The organism is Halomonas sediminis (assembly GCF_044871105.1).
Taxonomy (GTDB): domain Bacteria; phylum Pseudomonadota; class Gammaproteobacteria; order Pseudomonadales; family Halomonadaceae; genus Vreelandella; species Vreelandella zhuhanensis.
In genome coordinates this window covers 333,481-350,177 of record NZ_CP085246.1, presented here as the reverse complement: position 1 = coordinate 350,177, position 16,697 = coordinate 333,481, and the positions used below count along the sequence as shown (strand labels likewise).

Genomic DNA, 16,697 nt, shown 5'->3' with positions numbered 1-16,697 from the left:
TTTATGTCGAGGTGATTTATAGTGGGCGAATTGCCACTGATTCTATCACGGCCGCTTTGGCTTTTTGCCGATGACGGCTGGTTTGACATGAGGACTACCATGCGCGTTTCTTCCGCTGCCACCCGTGTTGCCGCCCTGACGCTGGCTATTGCCTTGCTGGCCGGGTGCGCCAGCAACGATACCAACAATGCCGACGACGATGAATATGCCAACGTTGCCGAACGTGAGCTCTACGAACAAGCTCGCTCAGCGCTGGATAGCGGACGCTATGCTACTGCGACTGAAAAGCTTGAGGCGCTGGATACACGCTATCCCTTCGGTGTGCATGCCGAACAGGCCCAGTTGGAGCTGATCTACGCCTATTATGAAAATGGTGAATGGGAAGCCGCCCGCGCAGCCGCCAGCCGCTTCATTCGTCTGCACCCGGACCATTCCCAGGTGGATTATGCCTATTACCTGCGTGGCCTGGCGGCTTGGCAGGCAGGACGCTTCAGCCTTGAGCGCCTACGCTTGATCGACATTTCCAAACGTGACCTCGGCGCATCCCGGGATGCCTACCAGGATTTTCGCGAGCTGATTCAGCGTTATCCGCAAAGCGAATACGTGGCCGATGCCCGACAGCGTATTGTCTATCTGCGCGATATCCTGGCCCGCCATGAACTGCATGTGGCCGATTACTACCTGCGCAAGGGGGCTTACCTGGCCGCGGTGGAACGCGGGCGTTGGGTGGTGGAAAACTACCCCGAATCCAATGCCACCCGTGATGCCCTGGCGACCATGGTGGAAGGCTATCTGGGTCTGGAAATGCGCGACCGCGCTAAAGAGACCTTAGCGGTTCTGATCGAAAACGCTCCTGACCATGACCAACTCGATGGCCGGCGCTTCCAGCCGAAGTATCTCAGCATGCGCACCCCCTTGAATTAAGCTTGTCCAAGCATTTTTCAAACTGCCTTGTGCAGGGCACTTTTTCTCAAACCACGCCGAAGCGTGGTTTTTTTTTGCGGCCCAGAAGGCATTTGCCAAAGTGGTTGCTAGTCGCCTGGCTGCCACCCATTGACGATGGGATAGCGACGGTCACGGCCGAAGCCACGCGGGGTAACCCTCACCCCAACCGGAGCCTGGCGACGCTTGTATTCGCTACGGTCCACCAGCTTGACCACCTGATAGACATCTTCTTCCTTGTAGCCTGCATCAATGATCGCCTCGGCGCTCATGTCGCCTTCGATATATCGCATCAGAATCGCATCGAGCACGTCGTAACCCGGCAGTGAATCGCTATCCTGCTGGTCCGGCGCCAGCTCGGCACTCGGCGGGCGTTCGATGACGCGCTCGGGAATCGCTAAAGATTGCGTATTACGCCAGCGAGCCAACCGATACACCCAACTCTTATAGACATCCTTGAGAGCGTTGTAACCCCCCACCATATCGCCATAGAGCGTCGCGTAGCCGACCGCCATCTCACTCTTGTTGCCGGTCGTCAGCACCATCAGGCCTTTCTTGTTGGAAATTGCCATCAGTACCACGCCGCGACAACGTGACTGAAGATTCTCCTCAGTGGTGTCTCGCTCGGTACCGGCAAAGCTTTCCGCCAGCGTCGCCATGAAAGCATCGACCATCGGCTCGATCGGCATGATCTCGTAATGTACCCCCAGCAACTCAGCCTGTTGCGCGGCATCGGCTTTCGAGATGTCAGCCGTATAATGATAGGGCATCATCACCGCCTGCACCCGCTGCGGCCCCAGGGCGTCCACCGCAATCGCCAGAGAAAGCGCCGAATCGATGCCCCCGGAAAGCCCCAGCACCACGCCCTTGAAACCACTTTTATTGACGTAGTCGCGTACCCCGGTGACCAATGCGCAGTAAAGCGTTTCTTCAGCGTCCACCTCGGGTTCGATCTCACCCGACTGCGGTATCCAGCCACCCTCGTTCTGCACGAACTGGACCGGCATCAACCCCGCCTGCCAGCAAGGCGCCAACACTTGCAGCTGGCCGAAGCCGTCCATACAGCTGGAACCGCCGTCGAAGACCAGCTCGTCCTGGCCGCCGATGGTATTGACGTAGACAATCGGCCGTTGAACGTCCTGAGCATGCTGTTCCAGCAAGCGCCGCCGTTCGTTAGGTTTATCATGATGAAAAGGCGAAGCATTCAAACTAACCAGGATATCGGCTCCGGCGTCGCACGCCGCTTGCACTGGTCCTCCATCCCATAGATCTTCACAGATCAGAATGCCCAGCGATGCCCCCTTGTGCTCGAATACCAGCGGCGTCGTTCCGGGCAGGAAATAACGCTGCTCATCGAACACCTCATAATTGGGCAGTGCCTGCTTGGCGTATTCGGCTTGCCATTGGCCATCATGCAGCAGTCCCGCCAGATTATAGCGTTTGCCTTCACGCACTCCGGGGTAACCGATGATTACCAGTACGTCACGCGCCATCTTTTCCGCCATGTGCGCACGGGCATGGCGCAAGCGCGCCTCCATCGAAGGCCGCAGCAACAGGTCCTCCGGGGGATAGCCCGAAAGAAAAAGTTCAGGAAATACCACAATATCAGCGCCGTGCTCAATCCGGGCTTCGCGTACCGCCTCGATGGCCCGGTCCGCATTACCGGGAATATCCCCTACCAGGGGATCGAGTTGCGCCATTACCAGCGTTAAATCTTGCATGGGCGTAGAAATCTCTTGAGAATTCAGGTCATCATGCATTGTCACGCAAGGGCCGCCGCCTGGCAAAGGCCTGAGTGAGCAATTTATTCCCAACCTGGGAGTTATAAAAGGATGAACCTATTGATCATTCGTTTGATTATTTTTGCTGTGCTGTTCTTTGCCGGTTTGAAGTTATACGGCATGTATCGCCAATGGAAACTCGATCGGGAGGCCTTGCTGGAAAAGGAAGACCGCCACGAAGGTGGCCAGATGGTGCGCTGTCGTTGGTGCGAGGTGCATGTTCCCGAAGATGAAGCCCTTCGCGAACAGGGCCAGTGGTTCTGCTCCAGCGCTCATCGTGACCGCTACCTTCAGGAACAGACCCAGAACGAAGACAACCAGAAAGAAGACAAACAGAATTGAGGTTAAGCGCTTTCCGGCTTGTCGGCCAAGCGTGCATGCGTAAGCTGATACGGCGCAGGGTCGACAAGCGGCTCACGCCCGAGCAACTGATCCACCAGCAAATGGGTGGCCGCAGGCGCCAATACCAGGCCATTGCGATAATGCCCGGCATTGACATGCAGGTTTTCCCACCCCGGCACAGCACCAATGAACGGCAGGTTGTCGGGTGAGCCCGGCCGCAAGCCTGCCCATTGATGCGCCACCTTGCATTGGGCAAGTTCGGGCACGATAGCTTCAGCACTTTGGCGTAACGCTATCAGGGCAGCGTCATCGGTGCTTTTATCAAAGCCGGTTTCCTCCAGGGTCGAGCCGGCAAGCAGCAACCCACCGGCCCGCGGAATCACGTAACGCCCATCCTTGAGTATCACGCGGTTCACCAAACCCGGTGGTGTCTGATAGGCAATCATCTGCCCTTTCACCGGGCGCACCGGCACTGTCACCTCAAGCTCTGCCAATAAAGAAGCCGCCCAAGCCCCGCCACAGACCACCACTTGGCCGCCCTGAATCACGCTTTGAGGCGTTACCACCCCGGTAATGCGGGTGCCCTGTCGCTGAAACCCCTGTACCGCGCACTGCTCATGCAGGCTGACCTGCTGCATGACGGCCAGGCGCGCGCGCAAGGCCTGTACCAAGCGGGGGTTACGTACGCTACCCAGGGTCGGCATCCAAAGTGCTTGCTCAATTCCCGGGGCGACATGGGGCTCCTTGGCATACAGGAAGTCGCCATTCACCCGTTCCAGTGGCTTGCCCATCTCGCGAGCCCAGGACAGTGCTTCCTGCTCATCCTTTACGCTCAGGTACAAAAGCCCCTTCTGACGGTATTCGGGGTCGATTCCGGTTTCTTCCAGAAGCCGCAGGGAAAGCGAAGGATAGGCCCCTTCCGACCAACGTGACAGACGAGAAATCGGCCCGGAATAACGCCACGGATACAGCGGTGAGACGATACCTCCCCCGGCCCAGGAGGCCTCTTGCCCACAAGTCCCTCGTTCCACCAGAGTGACAGAGTGGCCGGCATCGGCCAGCTGTAATGTGGTCAGCATTCCGATAACGCCACCACCAATAATCAGGAAATCTCTCACACTATTATCCGCTTTGGCTTACAGAAAAAGAGGGGTTACAAGCTAAGGTCAATAAGACTATTCACCCCCGGCCGTGCCTTGAGAGACGAGCATAACCACCGCGAAGGCCAGGTCAAGTTTCCGGGAGTTACTCATGTTCGCCAAAACAGACCCACAGAACTATAACCATCCTCAATGTGGTCTGAGCTTGATTGAACTTCTCGTCGCCCTGTCATTGGCTGCCATTATAGCGACCTGGGGCATTCCCAGCTTTCAAGCATTGGGAGAACGAACGGCACTCAGCAGCGAGGTGATGCGAATCAAGAGGGCGCTTACACTGGCGCGCAACACAGCGATTACACGCCAGAGCAAGATTACTCTTTGCCCGGCGAATGCAGGCGGCGATGCCTGTGAAAACAACTGGAGCGGCCCCTTGATGATCATTGACGACCCGAGCGGAAGCGATGGGTTCAGCGCTGACACGATCTTGCGCACGCTCCCGGCCACCCCCCATGTCACTGTCACCTACAATCGCGAATGGAAGCGTATGCGTTATGACATTCTAGGCCATGCCAGTGGCTACAATGGTCGCTTTACGGTATGCCCCGCCCAAGGTAATGGCAGCGAGGTGATCCTCAGCCAGCTTGGCCGCGTGAGGGTAAAGGCGGACATTCCCTGCCCGCCTTGAGCCCTGTTTGCTGGGTATTCAGAACGATTCAGCGACGACTCATAAGTCATCCAGATAGCGTTCGGCATCCAGCGCCGCCATGCAGCCGCTACCGGCGGAAGTAATCGCTTGGCGATACACATGATCCATCACGTCACCACAGGCAAACACACCCGGCACGGTGGTGGCCGTGGCATTGCCTTCCAACCCGGAGTGCACCTTGATGTAGCCTCCCGTCATCTCCAATTGGTCATTGAAAATGGCGGTGTTCGGGCTATGGCCGATCGCGATGAACAGGCCCGGAGCGTTGACTTCCTTGAGGCTTCCATCACGCGTCGATTTCAAACGCACCCCGGTCACACCGGTGTTGTCGCCCAGCACTTCATCCACCTGCTGAAACCACTCCAAGACAATCTTGCCGGCCTCGACCTTTTCCATCAGCTTGTCTTGCAGGATTTTCTCTGCACGAAGCGTGTCGCGGCGATGCACCAGGGTAACTTTCGAGGCGATATTGGCCAGATATAACGCTTCTTCCACTGCGGTATTGCCGCCGCCCACTACCACCACTTCTTGATTGCGATAGAAAAACCCGTCACAGGTGGCACAAGCCGATACGCCCTGCCCCATGAACTGCTGTTCGCTTTCCAGACCCAGGTAGCGAGCGCTGGCACCGGTGGCAATGATCAAGGCATCACAGGTGTAAGCACCGCTATCGCCTTTCAAGGTGAACGGTTTTTCGCTGAGATCGACCGCATTGATATGGTCGAACAGCACCTCGGTCTCGAAGCGTTCGGCATGCTGTTTCATGCGCTCCATCAATTCCGGCCCTTGCACGCCCTGGGCGTCTCCCGGCCAGTTATCCACATCGGTCGTCGTGGTCAACTGTCCACCGGCCTGAATACCGGTAATCAACAGCGGCTTGAGGTTCGCCCTGGCAGCATAAACGGCTGCGGTATAACCAGCCGGGCCGGAACCCAGAATAATCAAACGTTCATGACGTGCTTCTTGCATGCTCTATCCTCGTAACGTTAACGCAGTCAGTAGCAAGACCCTGCGATGGCAAAGGGAAATCTGAGGGCAGTCTGCCTGAAATGGTGCCAAGCGCAACCCAAGGCAAGAGGAAACCCCTCGCGCTGGGCTTTCCTCTTGAAACCCACACTTAACACGCCCATGTGTTATTGATAGGTTGAGCCATAATGAAAGCAACATCGAACTGGTAAAGCCAAGAAGGAGAACTGCATGAGCAAGATACCCGATACCCTGCATACGCTTGATGCAGGTGGCACTACCTATCATTACTACAGTCTTCCTCAAGCGGCCGAGACACTGGGTAATATCGACCGCCTGCCCAAGACCCTCAAGATCCTGCTGGAAAATCAACTACGTTTCGTCGACGAAGAAAGTGTTTCCCAGGACGACATGCAGGCGCTGGTCGATTGGCAGAAAGACGCCCGCTCGACCCGCGAGATCGGTTACCGCCCGGCACGGGTTTTGATGCAGGACTTCACCGGCGTTCCCGGTGTAGTGGATCTTGCCTCGATGCGCGCAGCGGTGGAAAAGCTCGGCGAAGATCCTTCAAGGATCAACCCCCTCTCCCCGGTAGATCTGGTTATCGACCACTCCGTCATGGTGGATAATTTCGGTGACCCTGACGCCTTTCAGGAAAACGTCGACATCGAAATGCAGCGTAACCGGGAACGCTATGAATTCTTGCGATGGGGCCAGGATGCTTTCGATAATTTCCGCGTGGTGCCGCCGGGTACCGGCATCTGCCACCAGGTCAACCTGGAATATCTGGGCAGGACGGTGTGGACCAAGCAAGAGGGCGACAAGACCTTTGCTTACCCCGACACCCTGGTGGGCACCGATTCCCACACCACCATGATCAACGGCCTGGGCGTACTCGGCTGGGGCGTGGGCGGTATCGAGGCTGAAGCCGCCATGCTGGGTCAGCCGATTTCCATGTTGATTCCCGAGGTGGTTGGCTTCAAATTGACCGGCAAGCTCAAGGAAGGGATCACGGCCACCGACCTGGTACTCACCGTGACCCAGATGTTGCGCAGCAAAGGGGTCGTGGGCAAGTTCGTGGAATTCTATGGTGACGGCCTCGACGACCTGCCGCTCGCCGACCGCGCCACTATCGCCAATATGGCCCCGGAATACGGCGCCACCTGCGGTTTTTTCCCGGTCGATGCAGAAACCCTGAACTACCTGCGCCTAACCGGTCGTGAAGATGAACACGTCGCGCTGGTCGAAGCCTACAGCAAAGCCCAGGGACTGTGGCGCGAGCCCGGGGATGAACCGGTTTTCAGCGATAGCCTGCAGCTGGACATGAGCGAGGTCGAAGCCAGCCTGGCCGGGCCCAAGCGGCCGCAGGATCGTGTCGCGCTGAAAGACATGCAAACCGCGTTCGAAAGCGTCATGTCCGACGACGATAAGCCTTCCTCCACGGAAAAAGGCAAGCTACTTTCCGAAGGCGGTGGCCAAACCGCGGTAGGCGCTGAACGGAGTCTTTCGCATACCGACAGCCAGGAAGTCAATCTCGAGGGCAACAGCTTCCATCTCGACCCTGGCGCAGTAGTGATCGCCGCCATTACCTCCTGTACCAATACTTCAAATCCCAGCGTCATGATGGCCGCCGGGCTCGTGGCGCGCAAAGCCCGCGAAAAGGGTCTCTCCACCAAGCCTTGGGTCAAGACCTCCCTGGCGCCGGGTTCCAAGGTGGTCACCGATTACCTCGCCGCCGCCGGGTTTACCGAAGACCTCAACGCCCTGGGCTTCAATCTGGTGGGCTACGGCTGCACCACCTGTATCGGCAACTCCGGTCCGCTTCCGGAAGCCATTGACGAAGCCATTGAAAAAGGCGATCTCACGGTAGCATCGGTGCTTTCGGGCAACCGTAATTTCGAAGGGCGCATTCATCCGATGGTCAAGACCAACTGGCTGGCCTCGCCCCCCTTGGTGGTAGCCTATGCCTTGGCCGGCAACATGCGCCGTGACCTCATTCAGGAGCCGTTGGGCAACGATAGTGACGGCAACCCCGTCTATCTCAAGGATATCTGGCCCACTCAGGCAGAGATCGCCGAGGCCGTGGAAAAGGTCAATACCGAGATGTTCCGCAAGGAATATGCCGAAGTGTTCGAAGGCGATGCCGTCTGGAAGAATATCCAGGTGCCTGAAAGCAAGGTCTACCAGTGGCCGGAGTCCACCTACATTCAGCATCCGCCGTTCTTTGAAGGCATGGGCCGCGAGCCCGAGGCGATCGAAGACGTCAGCGACGCCCGCGTCTTGGCCATGCTCGGCGACTCCGTGACCACCGACCATATCTCCCCCGCCGGGGCAATCAAGCCCGATAGCCCCGCTGGGCGTTATCTTCAAGAGCACGGCGTCAAGCCGGTGGACTTCAACTCCTACGGTTCTCGCCGTGGCAGCCACGAAGTCATGATGCGCGGCACCTTTGCCAATGTGCGTATCAGAAATGAAATGCTCGAGGACGTCGTGGGTGGCGAAACGCGTCACGTACCGTCAGGCGAACAGATGCCAATCTATGACGCGGCAATGAAGTACGCCGAAGAAGGCACCCCCCTGGTAGTGATTGCGGGGAAGGAATACGGCACCGGTTCCAGCCGTGACTGGGCGGCCAAGGGTACGCGGCTGCTCGGGGTACGTGCTGTGCTGGCGGAGTCCTTTGAACGTATTCACCGCTCCAACCTGATCGGCATGGGCGTCGTCCCGCTGCAATTCCCCGAAGGCCAGGACCGCAAGAGCCTGGGCCTAACCGGTGATGAAAAGATTTCCATCGCTGGATTGGCGGATCTCACGCCGGGGGGCACAGTCAATGTGATTATCGAAGGTGCCGATGGGGAAACGACCGTTGAAGCCAAGTGCCGAATTGATACCGCCGACGAGCTGGCTTACTACCGCCATGGTGGTATCCTCCACTACGTGCTGCGCAAGATGATCGGCGCAGCCTGAAGTAAGAACTTGCCAATGCTTGCAACCCCCACCTCGGTGGGGGTTTTTTTGCCTGCAACATTTTGTCTGCAACAGAAAACGAATCAAAAAGCGCGACGCCGGTACTCACGGTACTCAGGGGTCCAGCTGGCACGCTCAATGGCATGACGCAGCTCGGTGCCGCCGGTTTTCAAGGCCACCCCGTTCTGCTGGGCCTGCGCGGCCACTTCAAAGGCAATCGACTTGCTGATTTCCTTGATGCGCGACAAGGGCGGCAACAAGCTGCCTTTACCCTCCTTGACCAGCGGTGCTTCACGCGCCAACGCCCTGGATGCACTCATCAACATGTCGTCAGTCACGCGGGTTGCCCTGGCCGCCACCACGCCCAGACCGATACCGGGGAAGATATACGCATTGTTGCACTGAGCGATAGGGTAGGTACGCCCCTCATATACCACCGGTGCAAAGGGACTGCCGGTGGCCACCAATGCCTTGCCATCAGTCCAACGAATGACGTCTTCCGGCAGCGCTTCCGCTTGAGAGGTCGGATTGGAAAGCGGCATGATCACAGGATTCTCACAACCGGCATGCATGGTACGAATCACCGACTCGGTAAAGATGCCTTTACGCCCGCAAACCCCGATCAACACAGTCGGTTTGAGCTGGGCAACGGTCTCTTCCAGCCCTTGGCCATTCCATTCGGCCACCAGGGCCGGGTCGTGGGCCAGGCGGCGTTGAAATTCTCGTTGCCACGCCTGGTCGGTGGTCATCAGGCCATCGCGGTCCACCATGCCTATGCGTTGGCGGGCTGCGCTTTCCGAAAGCCCTTGTGCCTGCATGGCCACGACGACTTGCTCGGCAATACCACAGCCGGCGGAGCCACCTCCCACGAACACCACCCGCTGATCGGCAATAGTTTCACCGCGGGCCTGGCACGCTGCCATCAAGGTGCCCACAACGACCGAGGCCGTGCCCTGAACGTCGTCGTTGAAACAACAGAGTTCATCGCGGTAGCGCTCCAGAAGTGGCATGGCATTGGCCTGTGCAAAGTCTTCGAACTGCAGCAGGACATCCGGCCAGCGCCGTTTCACCGCGGTGATGAATTCTTCCATGAAAACGTCATAGTCTTCCTGGTCAACACGCTCGTGGCGCCACCCCATGTACATGGGGTCATCCAGCAGCATCTGGTTATTGGTCCCCACATCAAGCATGATCGGCAAGGTGTAGGCTGGGCTGATACCGCCGCAGGCGGTGTACAGCGCCAGCTTCCCGATGGGAATACCCATCCCCCCGATACCCTGATCTCCTAGCCCCAGGATACGCTCGCCATCGGTGACCACGATCACTTTGACATTGTCCTTGGTCGCACTGCGCAGGATATCTTCCATGTGCTCGCGATCCTGGTAACTGATGAACAGTCCCCGGTGATTGCGGTAGATATTGGAAAATTCCTGACACGCCTTACCGACCGTCGGGGTGTAGATGATCGGCAGCATCTCTTCGAGATGTTGCGATACCATACGAAAATACAGCGTCTCATTGTCATCCTGAACCGCCCGCAGGTGGATATGGCGTTCAAGGTCACCATGACACTGCTGGTATTGACGATAGACCCGCTCCAACTGATCCTCGATGGTTTCCACTTTTTGCGGCAGCAGACCAATCAAGTTGAACGCCAGGCGCTCTTCTTGGGTGAAGGCGCTGCCTTTGTTGAGCAACGGCATTTCCAGCAATGAGGGGCCGGCATAAGGAATATATAAGGGGCGTTTGCTCTTGGTCGTCATGAAGACACTCTCTATCTGCAGGCAATTGGGCCGGTTCGATACATATGACGCTCTTTCGTGGCGTCTTTCAACAAACATGGCCACACAATAGACATGATGCCTGCTTCAGGCATCAGTGCCCGACTAGCCGTAGGCAGCAGGCTGTTTTGCTGGCAGCGGCGCTGTTAGACGAAGCGTCCCAAGCCCACGGTAGAACGTAGACGCTCCATGGTGGTTGCCGCCTCGGCCCGTGCACGCTCGGCGCCTTTATGCAGCACGCTTTCGATATGGGCAGGATCTTCCATCAAGCGGTTGTAGCGCTCGCGTGGCTCACGCAGATGTTCATTCAAATACTCGAAGACGCGATCCTTGGCTTGGCCCCAGCCGATGCCGTTGGCATAGTCGGTGCGCATGGCAGCAGTTTCCTCGGCAGTGGCGAACGCCGAATAGATCTGAAACAGGGTACAGCTATCCGGGTCCTTGGGTTCACCGGGCTCAAGGGAGTTGGTCTTGATCTTGCGCACCAGTTTCTGGAGCTTTTTCTCGGGGACGAACAGCGGAATGGTGTTGTTGTAACTCTTGGACATCTTGCGCCCGTCCAGGCCAGCCAGCACTTCGACTTTTTCATCGACCACGGCTTCCGGCAAGGTGAAATACTGCCCCTTGTAGAGGTGATTGAAGCGCCCGGCGATATCGCGCGCCATCTCGATATGCTGAATCTGATCGCGCCCCACAGGCACTTTATTGGCATTGAACATCAGAATATCCGCGGCCATCAGCACCGGGTAACCGAACAATCCCATGGTGATGCCTTTATCGGCATCCTGATTTTCCGCCGCCTCATTTTCCGCCACCGCGGCCTTATAGGCATGGGCACGGTTCATCAAGCCCTTGGCGCACACGCAGGAGAGCATCCAGGTGAGTTCGGGAATTTCCAGAATATCCGACTGGCGATAGAAGATGGCATTGTCGGTATCCAGCCCCAGCGCCAGCCAGGTGACGGCGCTTTCCAGGCGCGATTCCTGCACCCGCTTGGGGTCCTGGCACTTGATCAGGGCGTGGTAATCGGCCAGAAAGTAGAACGACTGGACGTTGGGGTCCTGGCTGGCTTCAATCGCCGGCTTGATCGCCCCGACGTAGTTACCAAGGTGCGGGGTACCGGTGGTGGTGATACCGGTGAGAACACGGGTTTTGGGTTGGGTCATTGGAATGCGGCTACCTGTAAAATCAAAAAACGTGCGACGATGTTATCAATTTATGCTTCGAGAAACAGCTAGAGTTCATTAATGGTCATAGCTGTACCCAGTCTGTACTACCACCTTCATAGTCACTATCTTCTAGAAAAACTTCTACCCATTCACAGTTATTATTATCAGCATCCCCAACACCATCAACTCTTGCATCAGGAGCACAAATTTCTAAATCAAGTACTGCCTGTGCACCGTCACCACTCATAGTTACTTCACCCCCAGACCAAATATTAGCACCAACGTCATCATTCCCTATACCTTTAAAAGTCGTCATTTTTTTAACAATAACTGTCAAACCTGATATATCATCTTGAACATTCGAATCAAAATTTCCACTTACTATCAAAGTGACACCATCGAAACTACTATTGGTCTTATCTGTAAAGTCTCCATTGCAATAATAAACACCAGGACCATTTATAGCAGCCGAATCGCAAGCATAAAAAAATGAGTTTGAATTATCATCCACCCATTCAAAGAAATCATCAATATCTATTCCACCAGGAAAAATAAGCAATATAAAGCTAACAGAAGAAGCATCTAAAACCTGTCCTCTGACTAACAAAGAATAACCACCACTATCATTATTACAAGTAACATACTTGTAAGAAGAAAGGCTATCGACATCGCCACCTCCCCCCATATCAAATGCATTACCATCACTTAAAAGCGCACTACAATTTCCTTGACTATTACTACTATCAATATCACTACTATCAAGTCCACTACCTCCCCACTCAGCCGCCATCTGCGCCAGCGCTGACGCTCGATAATTTCCCGCCAACCGTTCATCAATCAAGGCGGAGTTCATACCAGAAAGGCCGAGCATTAATGAGCCGGCTAAAAGGGCGAGAACGATAATGAGTGCGGCACCTTGTTGTTTTTTCATGACCACTCCTCGATAGTTTGTCGTCTTAAAAAGGTGCTTTTCGAATAAAAAATCATCTAATTGTTTATGATGGTGCGGCGATCGGCAACACGAAACACGATAGGCGTTTCTTCGTTTTCTAGACACAATGTCACTATATAGACATTGGAAAGCACAGAATCTTCAACTATTAACACTTCTTCACCACATTCTCTCAATCCACCAACAACATGGTCATTTTCTTGTGTATCGTAAATCGTGTGGGCATCCCAATCACTATCATCAGGAGATCTTATTTCAAACCGAGCTATTTCACCTCTTCGTATACTTCTGACCAGCGTATTCGCTGCAAAAATCAACGTTTCTTGTTTACGACTCAGCTCATCAACTTGGCGAAAGGTTTGAAAGGTAGTAAGAAACAGTTGCCCAGCCCCAAGGACAATAATGGTACCGATCACCATCGCGACCATCAGTTCGACAAGGGTGAAGCCTTTTTGCCGATAGAATGACATTAGGATTCCTCCAGTTTTGGAAGACGGAAGGTGTACATAAAGGAATCCTGGCTATCGGGATCACTATCAAAAACTATCTCAATATTAAACTCACACTCTTCATCCCCGCCGCTAATATTACCCGAGAACTGTCGAAGTGGAGTTGCTGTGCTTGACTCAAACCAGTCTTCTTGCCAATTGGTTTCAATACCTTTTACATAATCATCTTCAATTTCAGAGCAATCTTGGCGAGTATCTTCTGAATCTTGATCCATTTTCACCAACTCCGCCCATAGTCTTTCCTGGGCATCCACAGCGGCCAGCGTTGCCACCGAGCGCTGATAACCAGCGGTGGCGCTTTGCAGTGCTTTAAGCTGCATCGCTGCCACCCCGACAAGACCAAATGACAGCACCAACAGCGCTACCAACGCTTCGATAAGGCTAAAGCCTCGCTGGCGCCTCATGACCCACTCTCCTTGTTGCGGATACTGCCCGTGGTGCGAACTGCCAGTGTCACAGGATCAATTGATGGATTATCTTGACGCGAGCTTATTGTGATTTGGCAGACAGAATTTAGGCAGCTAGACGTTTCTGCATTCCCCAGCGATTCAAAGATAATTTCTAACTCACTGCTACTCGCATTATGGCTAATATTATTTGTTTGACCGATGCGAAGCACCTTATCTTCACTAGCTTCATTGACAGGTTTAACCCAATAACACCACGAGGGATAAATATAACGAGTCACACCCTCACTATCTAGCTTTTCACTCTGCCCTTCATTGCACACACCACGGGGGTTACTCACTTCTCGCGGCGAAAACACCACTTTCATATCACGCCGCTGCTTGATGGCTTCACTGCGGGCCAAGCTGAGCACCGAGATCATTTCATTCACATCGCTGGCCAGCTGCTGGCGGGCAAGGAAAGTGGAAAACGCAGGGACGGCCACCGTGGCCAAAATCGCGGCGATGGCCAGGGTAATCAGCAGTTCAATCAGAGTGAAACCAGATTTTTTCATAAGCTACCAACAACCGTCAGGTTGACGCTTGCCGAGTGCATCCAGTGTCAGGGACTCATCGCATCCATCGTCGCGCCCCGTAGCCTGAGTAGCCGTCAAGGTATAGCCACCGTCATTCGCTCCATCCGTATCGAGACTGATGGTGTAGTACTCCTCGGGAGAAAACTTGAGAAAACCACTACAGCCCGCATAACTATAATTTTGGGTGTAGCAACGTTCCAAGTCGGAGGCAGCTTGGGATAGACCAGCGTAGGCATCAGTGCGTATCGAGCGTTCCACATAGCGGGTGTAGCTGGGATAGGCCACGGAGGCGATGATGCCGATAATCGCTACGACGATCATCAGCTCGATCAGGGTAAAGCCACGCTGGCGGGCGGTGGGCCGGCCAGCGCGATGAGAAAGGAGGATTCTGGTCACGCGGATGCTCTCCTGTACCAGTTTTTTCATACCGTTTCAGTATGTCTCAAACTGGTACGGTTTGCATCAACTGCTGGCGATCACCGCTTGACGCAGCTCGGTCGGCATGGAAAAGGTGATGGTTTCTTCACGCCCGGCAAGCTCTTGCGGCACTGTCGCACCCAGGGACTGCAACCGCTCTATCACGCCCTTGACCAATACTTCCGGTGCACTGGCGCCGGCGGTAATGCCGATATTGCTTACCCCTTCGAGCCAATCCGGCTGAATCTGCTCGGCGTTGTCGATCAGATAAGCCGGGGTGCCCATACGCTCGGAAAGCTCACGCAAGCGGTTGGAATTGGAGCTGTTCGGGCTTCCCACCACCAGCAGTAAATCACTTTCCGCGGCAAGCTCGCGCACGGCGTCCTGGCGGTTTTGAGTGGCGTAGCAAATGTCATCCTTGCGCGGACCCTGGATCTCGGGAAACTTTCCGCGCAGCACATCGATCACCTTGGCAGTGTCGTCCATGGAGAGCGTCGTCTGGGTGACGAACGCCAGGGTGCTCGGATTCTTGACCTCAAGCCGAGCGGCATCCGCTTCGTCTTCCACCAGATAGATGTGGCCGCCATGCCGGGCATCGTAACGCCCCATGGTGCCTTCCACTTCCGGATGGCCTTCGTGGCCGATCAGCACACATTCCTGGCCGCGCTTGGCGTAGCGCAGCACTTCCATATGCACCTTGGTGACTAACGGGCAGGTAGCATCGAACACTTTCAGCCCACGTCGCTGGGCATCTTCCTGAACCGCGCGGGAAACCCCGTGAGCCGAGAAGATCACGATGACGTCATCCGGTACTTCGTGTAGTTCTTCGACGAAAATCGCGCCGCGTTCGCGCAGCGTTTCCACCACGAAGCGATTATGCACGACTTCATGGCGCACGTAGATCGGCGGGCCGAACACATCCAGGGCGCGATTGACGATTTCGATGGCACGATCCACACCGGCGCAGAAGCCACGCGGGTTGGCGAGCTTGATTTGCATGGAGGTCTGTTCCACAGGCGGGGTTTGCATAAAGAAGCCTTGCCTTGATGCCGGTGGGCATCGTGTCGAGTGATAACGGGAAGTACGCTATAAAGGAGCGACCGTTAGTGAGTCGTAACGGGCGTCACCTCCAGCACTTCTACATCAAACATCAGGGTACGCCCCGCCAGCGGATGGTTAAAGTCCACTTCCACCTGATTGCCCTCGATGCTCTTGACCACCCCGGGCAGTTCACCCCCCGCGGCATCGGCAAACGACATCACCATGCCGATTTCCGGCGTTTCATCAGCAAAATCGTCAAGCTTGAGCAGCTGGACATTCTGAGGATTCTGCTGGCCGAAAGCGTGCTCCGGGGTAATGGTGAAACAGCCGGTTTCGCCTTTTTTCAGCCCTTTCAGCGGGTTTTCAAACCCCGGCGGCAGGTTGCCGTCACCGAACTGAAAGGTGGCGGGCGCTTTCTCCCGCGTGGTATCCACCACCGTGCCATCTTCCAGTTTCAGGGTGAAGTGCAGGGTGACTTCCATGTTTTCATCTATCGGATAATCGGTCATAGGGCACTCGTCGTCAAAATACAGGATTAGGATTGGCGCTGGCTGCGTCTGCGCTTTTCACCGAACAGCGACTCCCAGATCAAACCGGCGGCACCCAGGGTAATCGCGATATCCGCCACGTTGAAGGCCGGGTAGTACCAGCCCGCCACATGGAAGGAGAGAAAATCCACCACATAGCCATGCACAAGGCGGTCATACAGATTGCCCAGCGCCCCGCCGATGATCAATGCCAGTGAGCCTGCCAACAGGGTTTCATCGGCCTTGAGCCGACGCAACCAGATAGTCAAGCCCACACTGGCCCCAATAGCGACTACGGCGAAGAACCATCGCTGCCAGCCGGGGTGGCTTGCCAGGAAGCTGAAGGCGGCACCGGTGTTATGCAGCAGCGTCAAGTTGAAAAACGGCAGCACTTCCACCGGTTGAGCATAGCCGAGCATGGCGCTGGCGGCGTATTTGGTGGCCAGATCCAGCACGATCACCGTCAGGGACAGCCACAGCCAGCGCAGTGGCTGGCGCATGGGTGGCATGTTTTC

Annotated in this window: 17 protein-coding genes; 4 read left to right on the top strand and 13 right to left on the bottom strand. The window is 55.7% G+C overall.

From position 1 onward, the window contains the following. Nucleotides 1-99: 99 nt before the first annotated feature. Nucleotides 100-924 carry an outer membrane protein assembly factor BamD gene (locus LG290_RS01745; protein ID WP_499835990.1) on the top strand — a complete coding sequence of 275 codons (825 nt, stop codon included), beginning with the start codon at nt 100-102 and terminating at the stop codon, nt 922-924. Nucleotides 925-1,031: 107 nt separating this feature from the next. Here the strand turns inward: LG290_RS01745 and LG290_RS01740 are convergent, their stop codons facing one another. Next, on the bottom strand, nt 1,032-2,663 hold the full coding sequence (locus tag LG290_RS01740) for an NAD+ synthase (RefSeq protein WP_499835989.1): 1,632 nt from the start codon (nt 2,661-2,663) through the stop codon (nt 1,032-1,034). A gap of 111 nt (nt 2,664-2,774) precedes the next feature. Here LG290_RS01740 and LG290_RS01735 point away from each other — a divergent pair, with 111 nt between their 5' ends. Continuing rightward, on the top strand, nt 2,775-3,065 hold the full coding sequence (locus LG290_RS01735; RefSeq protein WP_499835988.1) for a PP0621 family protein: 291 nt from the start codon (nt 2,775-2,777) through the stop codon (nt 3,063-3,065). Between the two features lie 2 nt (nt 3,066-3,067). Here the strand turns inward: LG290_RS01735 and thiO are convergent, their stop codons facing one another. After that, a complete protein-coding gene (gene thiO / locus LG290_RS01730; RefSeq protein ID WP_499835987.1) occupies nt 3,068-4,183 on the bottom strand; it encodes a glycine oxidase ThiO in 1,116 nt (371 codons plus the stop codon). A gap of 133 nt (nt 4,184-4,316) precedes the next feature. On the opposite strand from thiO, the gene LG290_RS01725 reads away from it, so the two are divergent. Further along, nucleotides 4,317-4,850, top strand: a complete 534-nt coding sequence (locus LG290_RS01725; RefSeq protein WP_499835986.1) for a GspH/FimT family pseudopilin — start codon at nt 4,317-4,319, stop codon at nt 4,848-4,850. A 39-nt stretch (nt 4,851-4,889) separates the two neighbouring features. Here LG290_RS01725 and trxB read toward each other — a convergent pair whose 3' ends face one another. Next, entirely contained in the window at nt 4,890-5,840 is a 951-nt protein-coding gene (trxB, locus tag LG290_RS01720; protein WP_160419380.1) for a thioredoxin-disulfide reductase, read from the bottom strand. Nucleotides 5,841-6,068: 228 nt separating this feature from the next. Here trxB and acnA point away from each other — a divergent pair, with 228 nt between their 5' ends. Beyond that, a complete protein-coding gene (gene acnA, locus LG290_RS01715) occupies nt 6,069-8,804 on the top strand; it encodes an aconitate hydratase AcnA (RefSeq protein WP_499835985.1) in 2,736 nt (911 codons plus the stop codon). An 83-nt stretch (nt 8,805-8,887) separates the two neighbouring features. Here the strand turns inward: acnA and LG290_RS01710 are convergent, their stop codons facing one another. The 10 genes from LG290_RS01710 to lspA form a co-directional block, all read right to left on the bottom strand. Beyond that, nucleotides 8,888-10,567, bottom strand: a complete 1,680-nt coding sequence (locus LG290_RS01710) for an NAD-dependent malic enzyme (protein WP_499835984.1) — start codon at nt 10,565-10,567, stop codon at nt 8,888-8,890. A gap of 164 nt (nt 10,568-10,731) precedes the next feature. Next, a complete protein-coding gene (gene trpS, locus LG290_RS01705) occupies nt 10,732-11,751 on the bottom strand; it encodes a tryptophan--tRNA ligase (RefSeq protein WP_499835983.1) in 1,020 nt (339 codons plus the stop codon). Nucleotides 11,752-11,836: 85 nt separating this feature from the next. After that, nucleotides 11,837-12,685 (bottom strand): pilus assembly PilX family protein, encoded by an 849-nt coding sequence (locus LG290_RS01700; protein WP_499835982.1) that lies wholly within the window; start codon nt 12,683-12,685, stop codon nt 11,837-11,839. A gap of 56 nt (nt 12,686-12,741) precedes the next feature. Then, a complete protein-coding gene (locus LG290_RS01695; protein ID WP_160419375.1) occupies nt 12,742-13,176 on the bottom strand; it encodes a PilW family protein in 435 nt (144 codons plus the stop codon). Continuing rightward, nucleotides 13,176-13,619, bottom strand: coding sequence for a type IV pilus modification protein PilV (pilV, locus tag LG290_RS01690; RefSeq protein ID WP_499835981.1), 444 nt, complete (start codon nt 13,617-13,619; stop codon nt 13,176-13,178). Before pilV ends, LG290_RS01695 begins: the two co-directional genes overlap by 1 nt. After that, on the bottom strand, nt 13,616-14,176 hold the full coding sequence (locus tag LG290_RS01685) for a pilus assembly FimT family protein (RefSeq protein ID WP_499835980.1): 561 nt from the start codon (nt 14,174-14,176) through the stop codon (nt 13,616-13,618). The genes pilV and LG290_RS01685 overlap by 4 nt, the downstream gene beginning before the upstream one ends. A 3-nt stretch (nt 14,177-14,179) precedes the next feature. Next, entirely contained in the window at nt 14,180-14,593 is a 414-nt protein-coding gene (locus LG290_RS01680; RefSeq protein WP_499835979.1) for a type IV pilin protein, read from the bottom strand. A 66-nt stretch (nt 14,594-14,659) separates the two neighbouring features. Then, nucleotides 14,660-15,613, bottom strand: coding sequence for a 4-hydroxy-3-methylbut-2-enyl diphosphate reductase (gene ispH, locus LG290_RS01675; RefSeq protein ID WP_499836998.1), 954 nt, complete (start codon nt 15,611-15,613; stop codon nt 14,660-14,662). 104 nt (nt 15,614-15,717) lie between these two features. After that, nucleotides 15,718-16,164 (bottom strand): FKBP-type peptidyl-prolyl cis-trans isomerase, encoded by a 447-nt coding sequence (gene fkpB / locus LG290_RS01670; RefSeq protein ID WP_499835978.1) that lies wholly within the window; start codon nt 16,162-16,164, stop codon nt 15,718-15,720. 26 nt (nt 16,165-16,190) lie between these two features. Further along, nucleotides 16,191-16,682, bottom strand: a complete 492-nt coding sequence (lspA, locus tag LG290_RS01665; RefSeq protein WP_499836997.1) for a signal peptidase II — start codon at nt 16,680-16,682, stop codon at nt 16,191-16,193. Between the last annotated feature and the right edge of the window lie 15 nt (nt 16,683-16,697).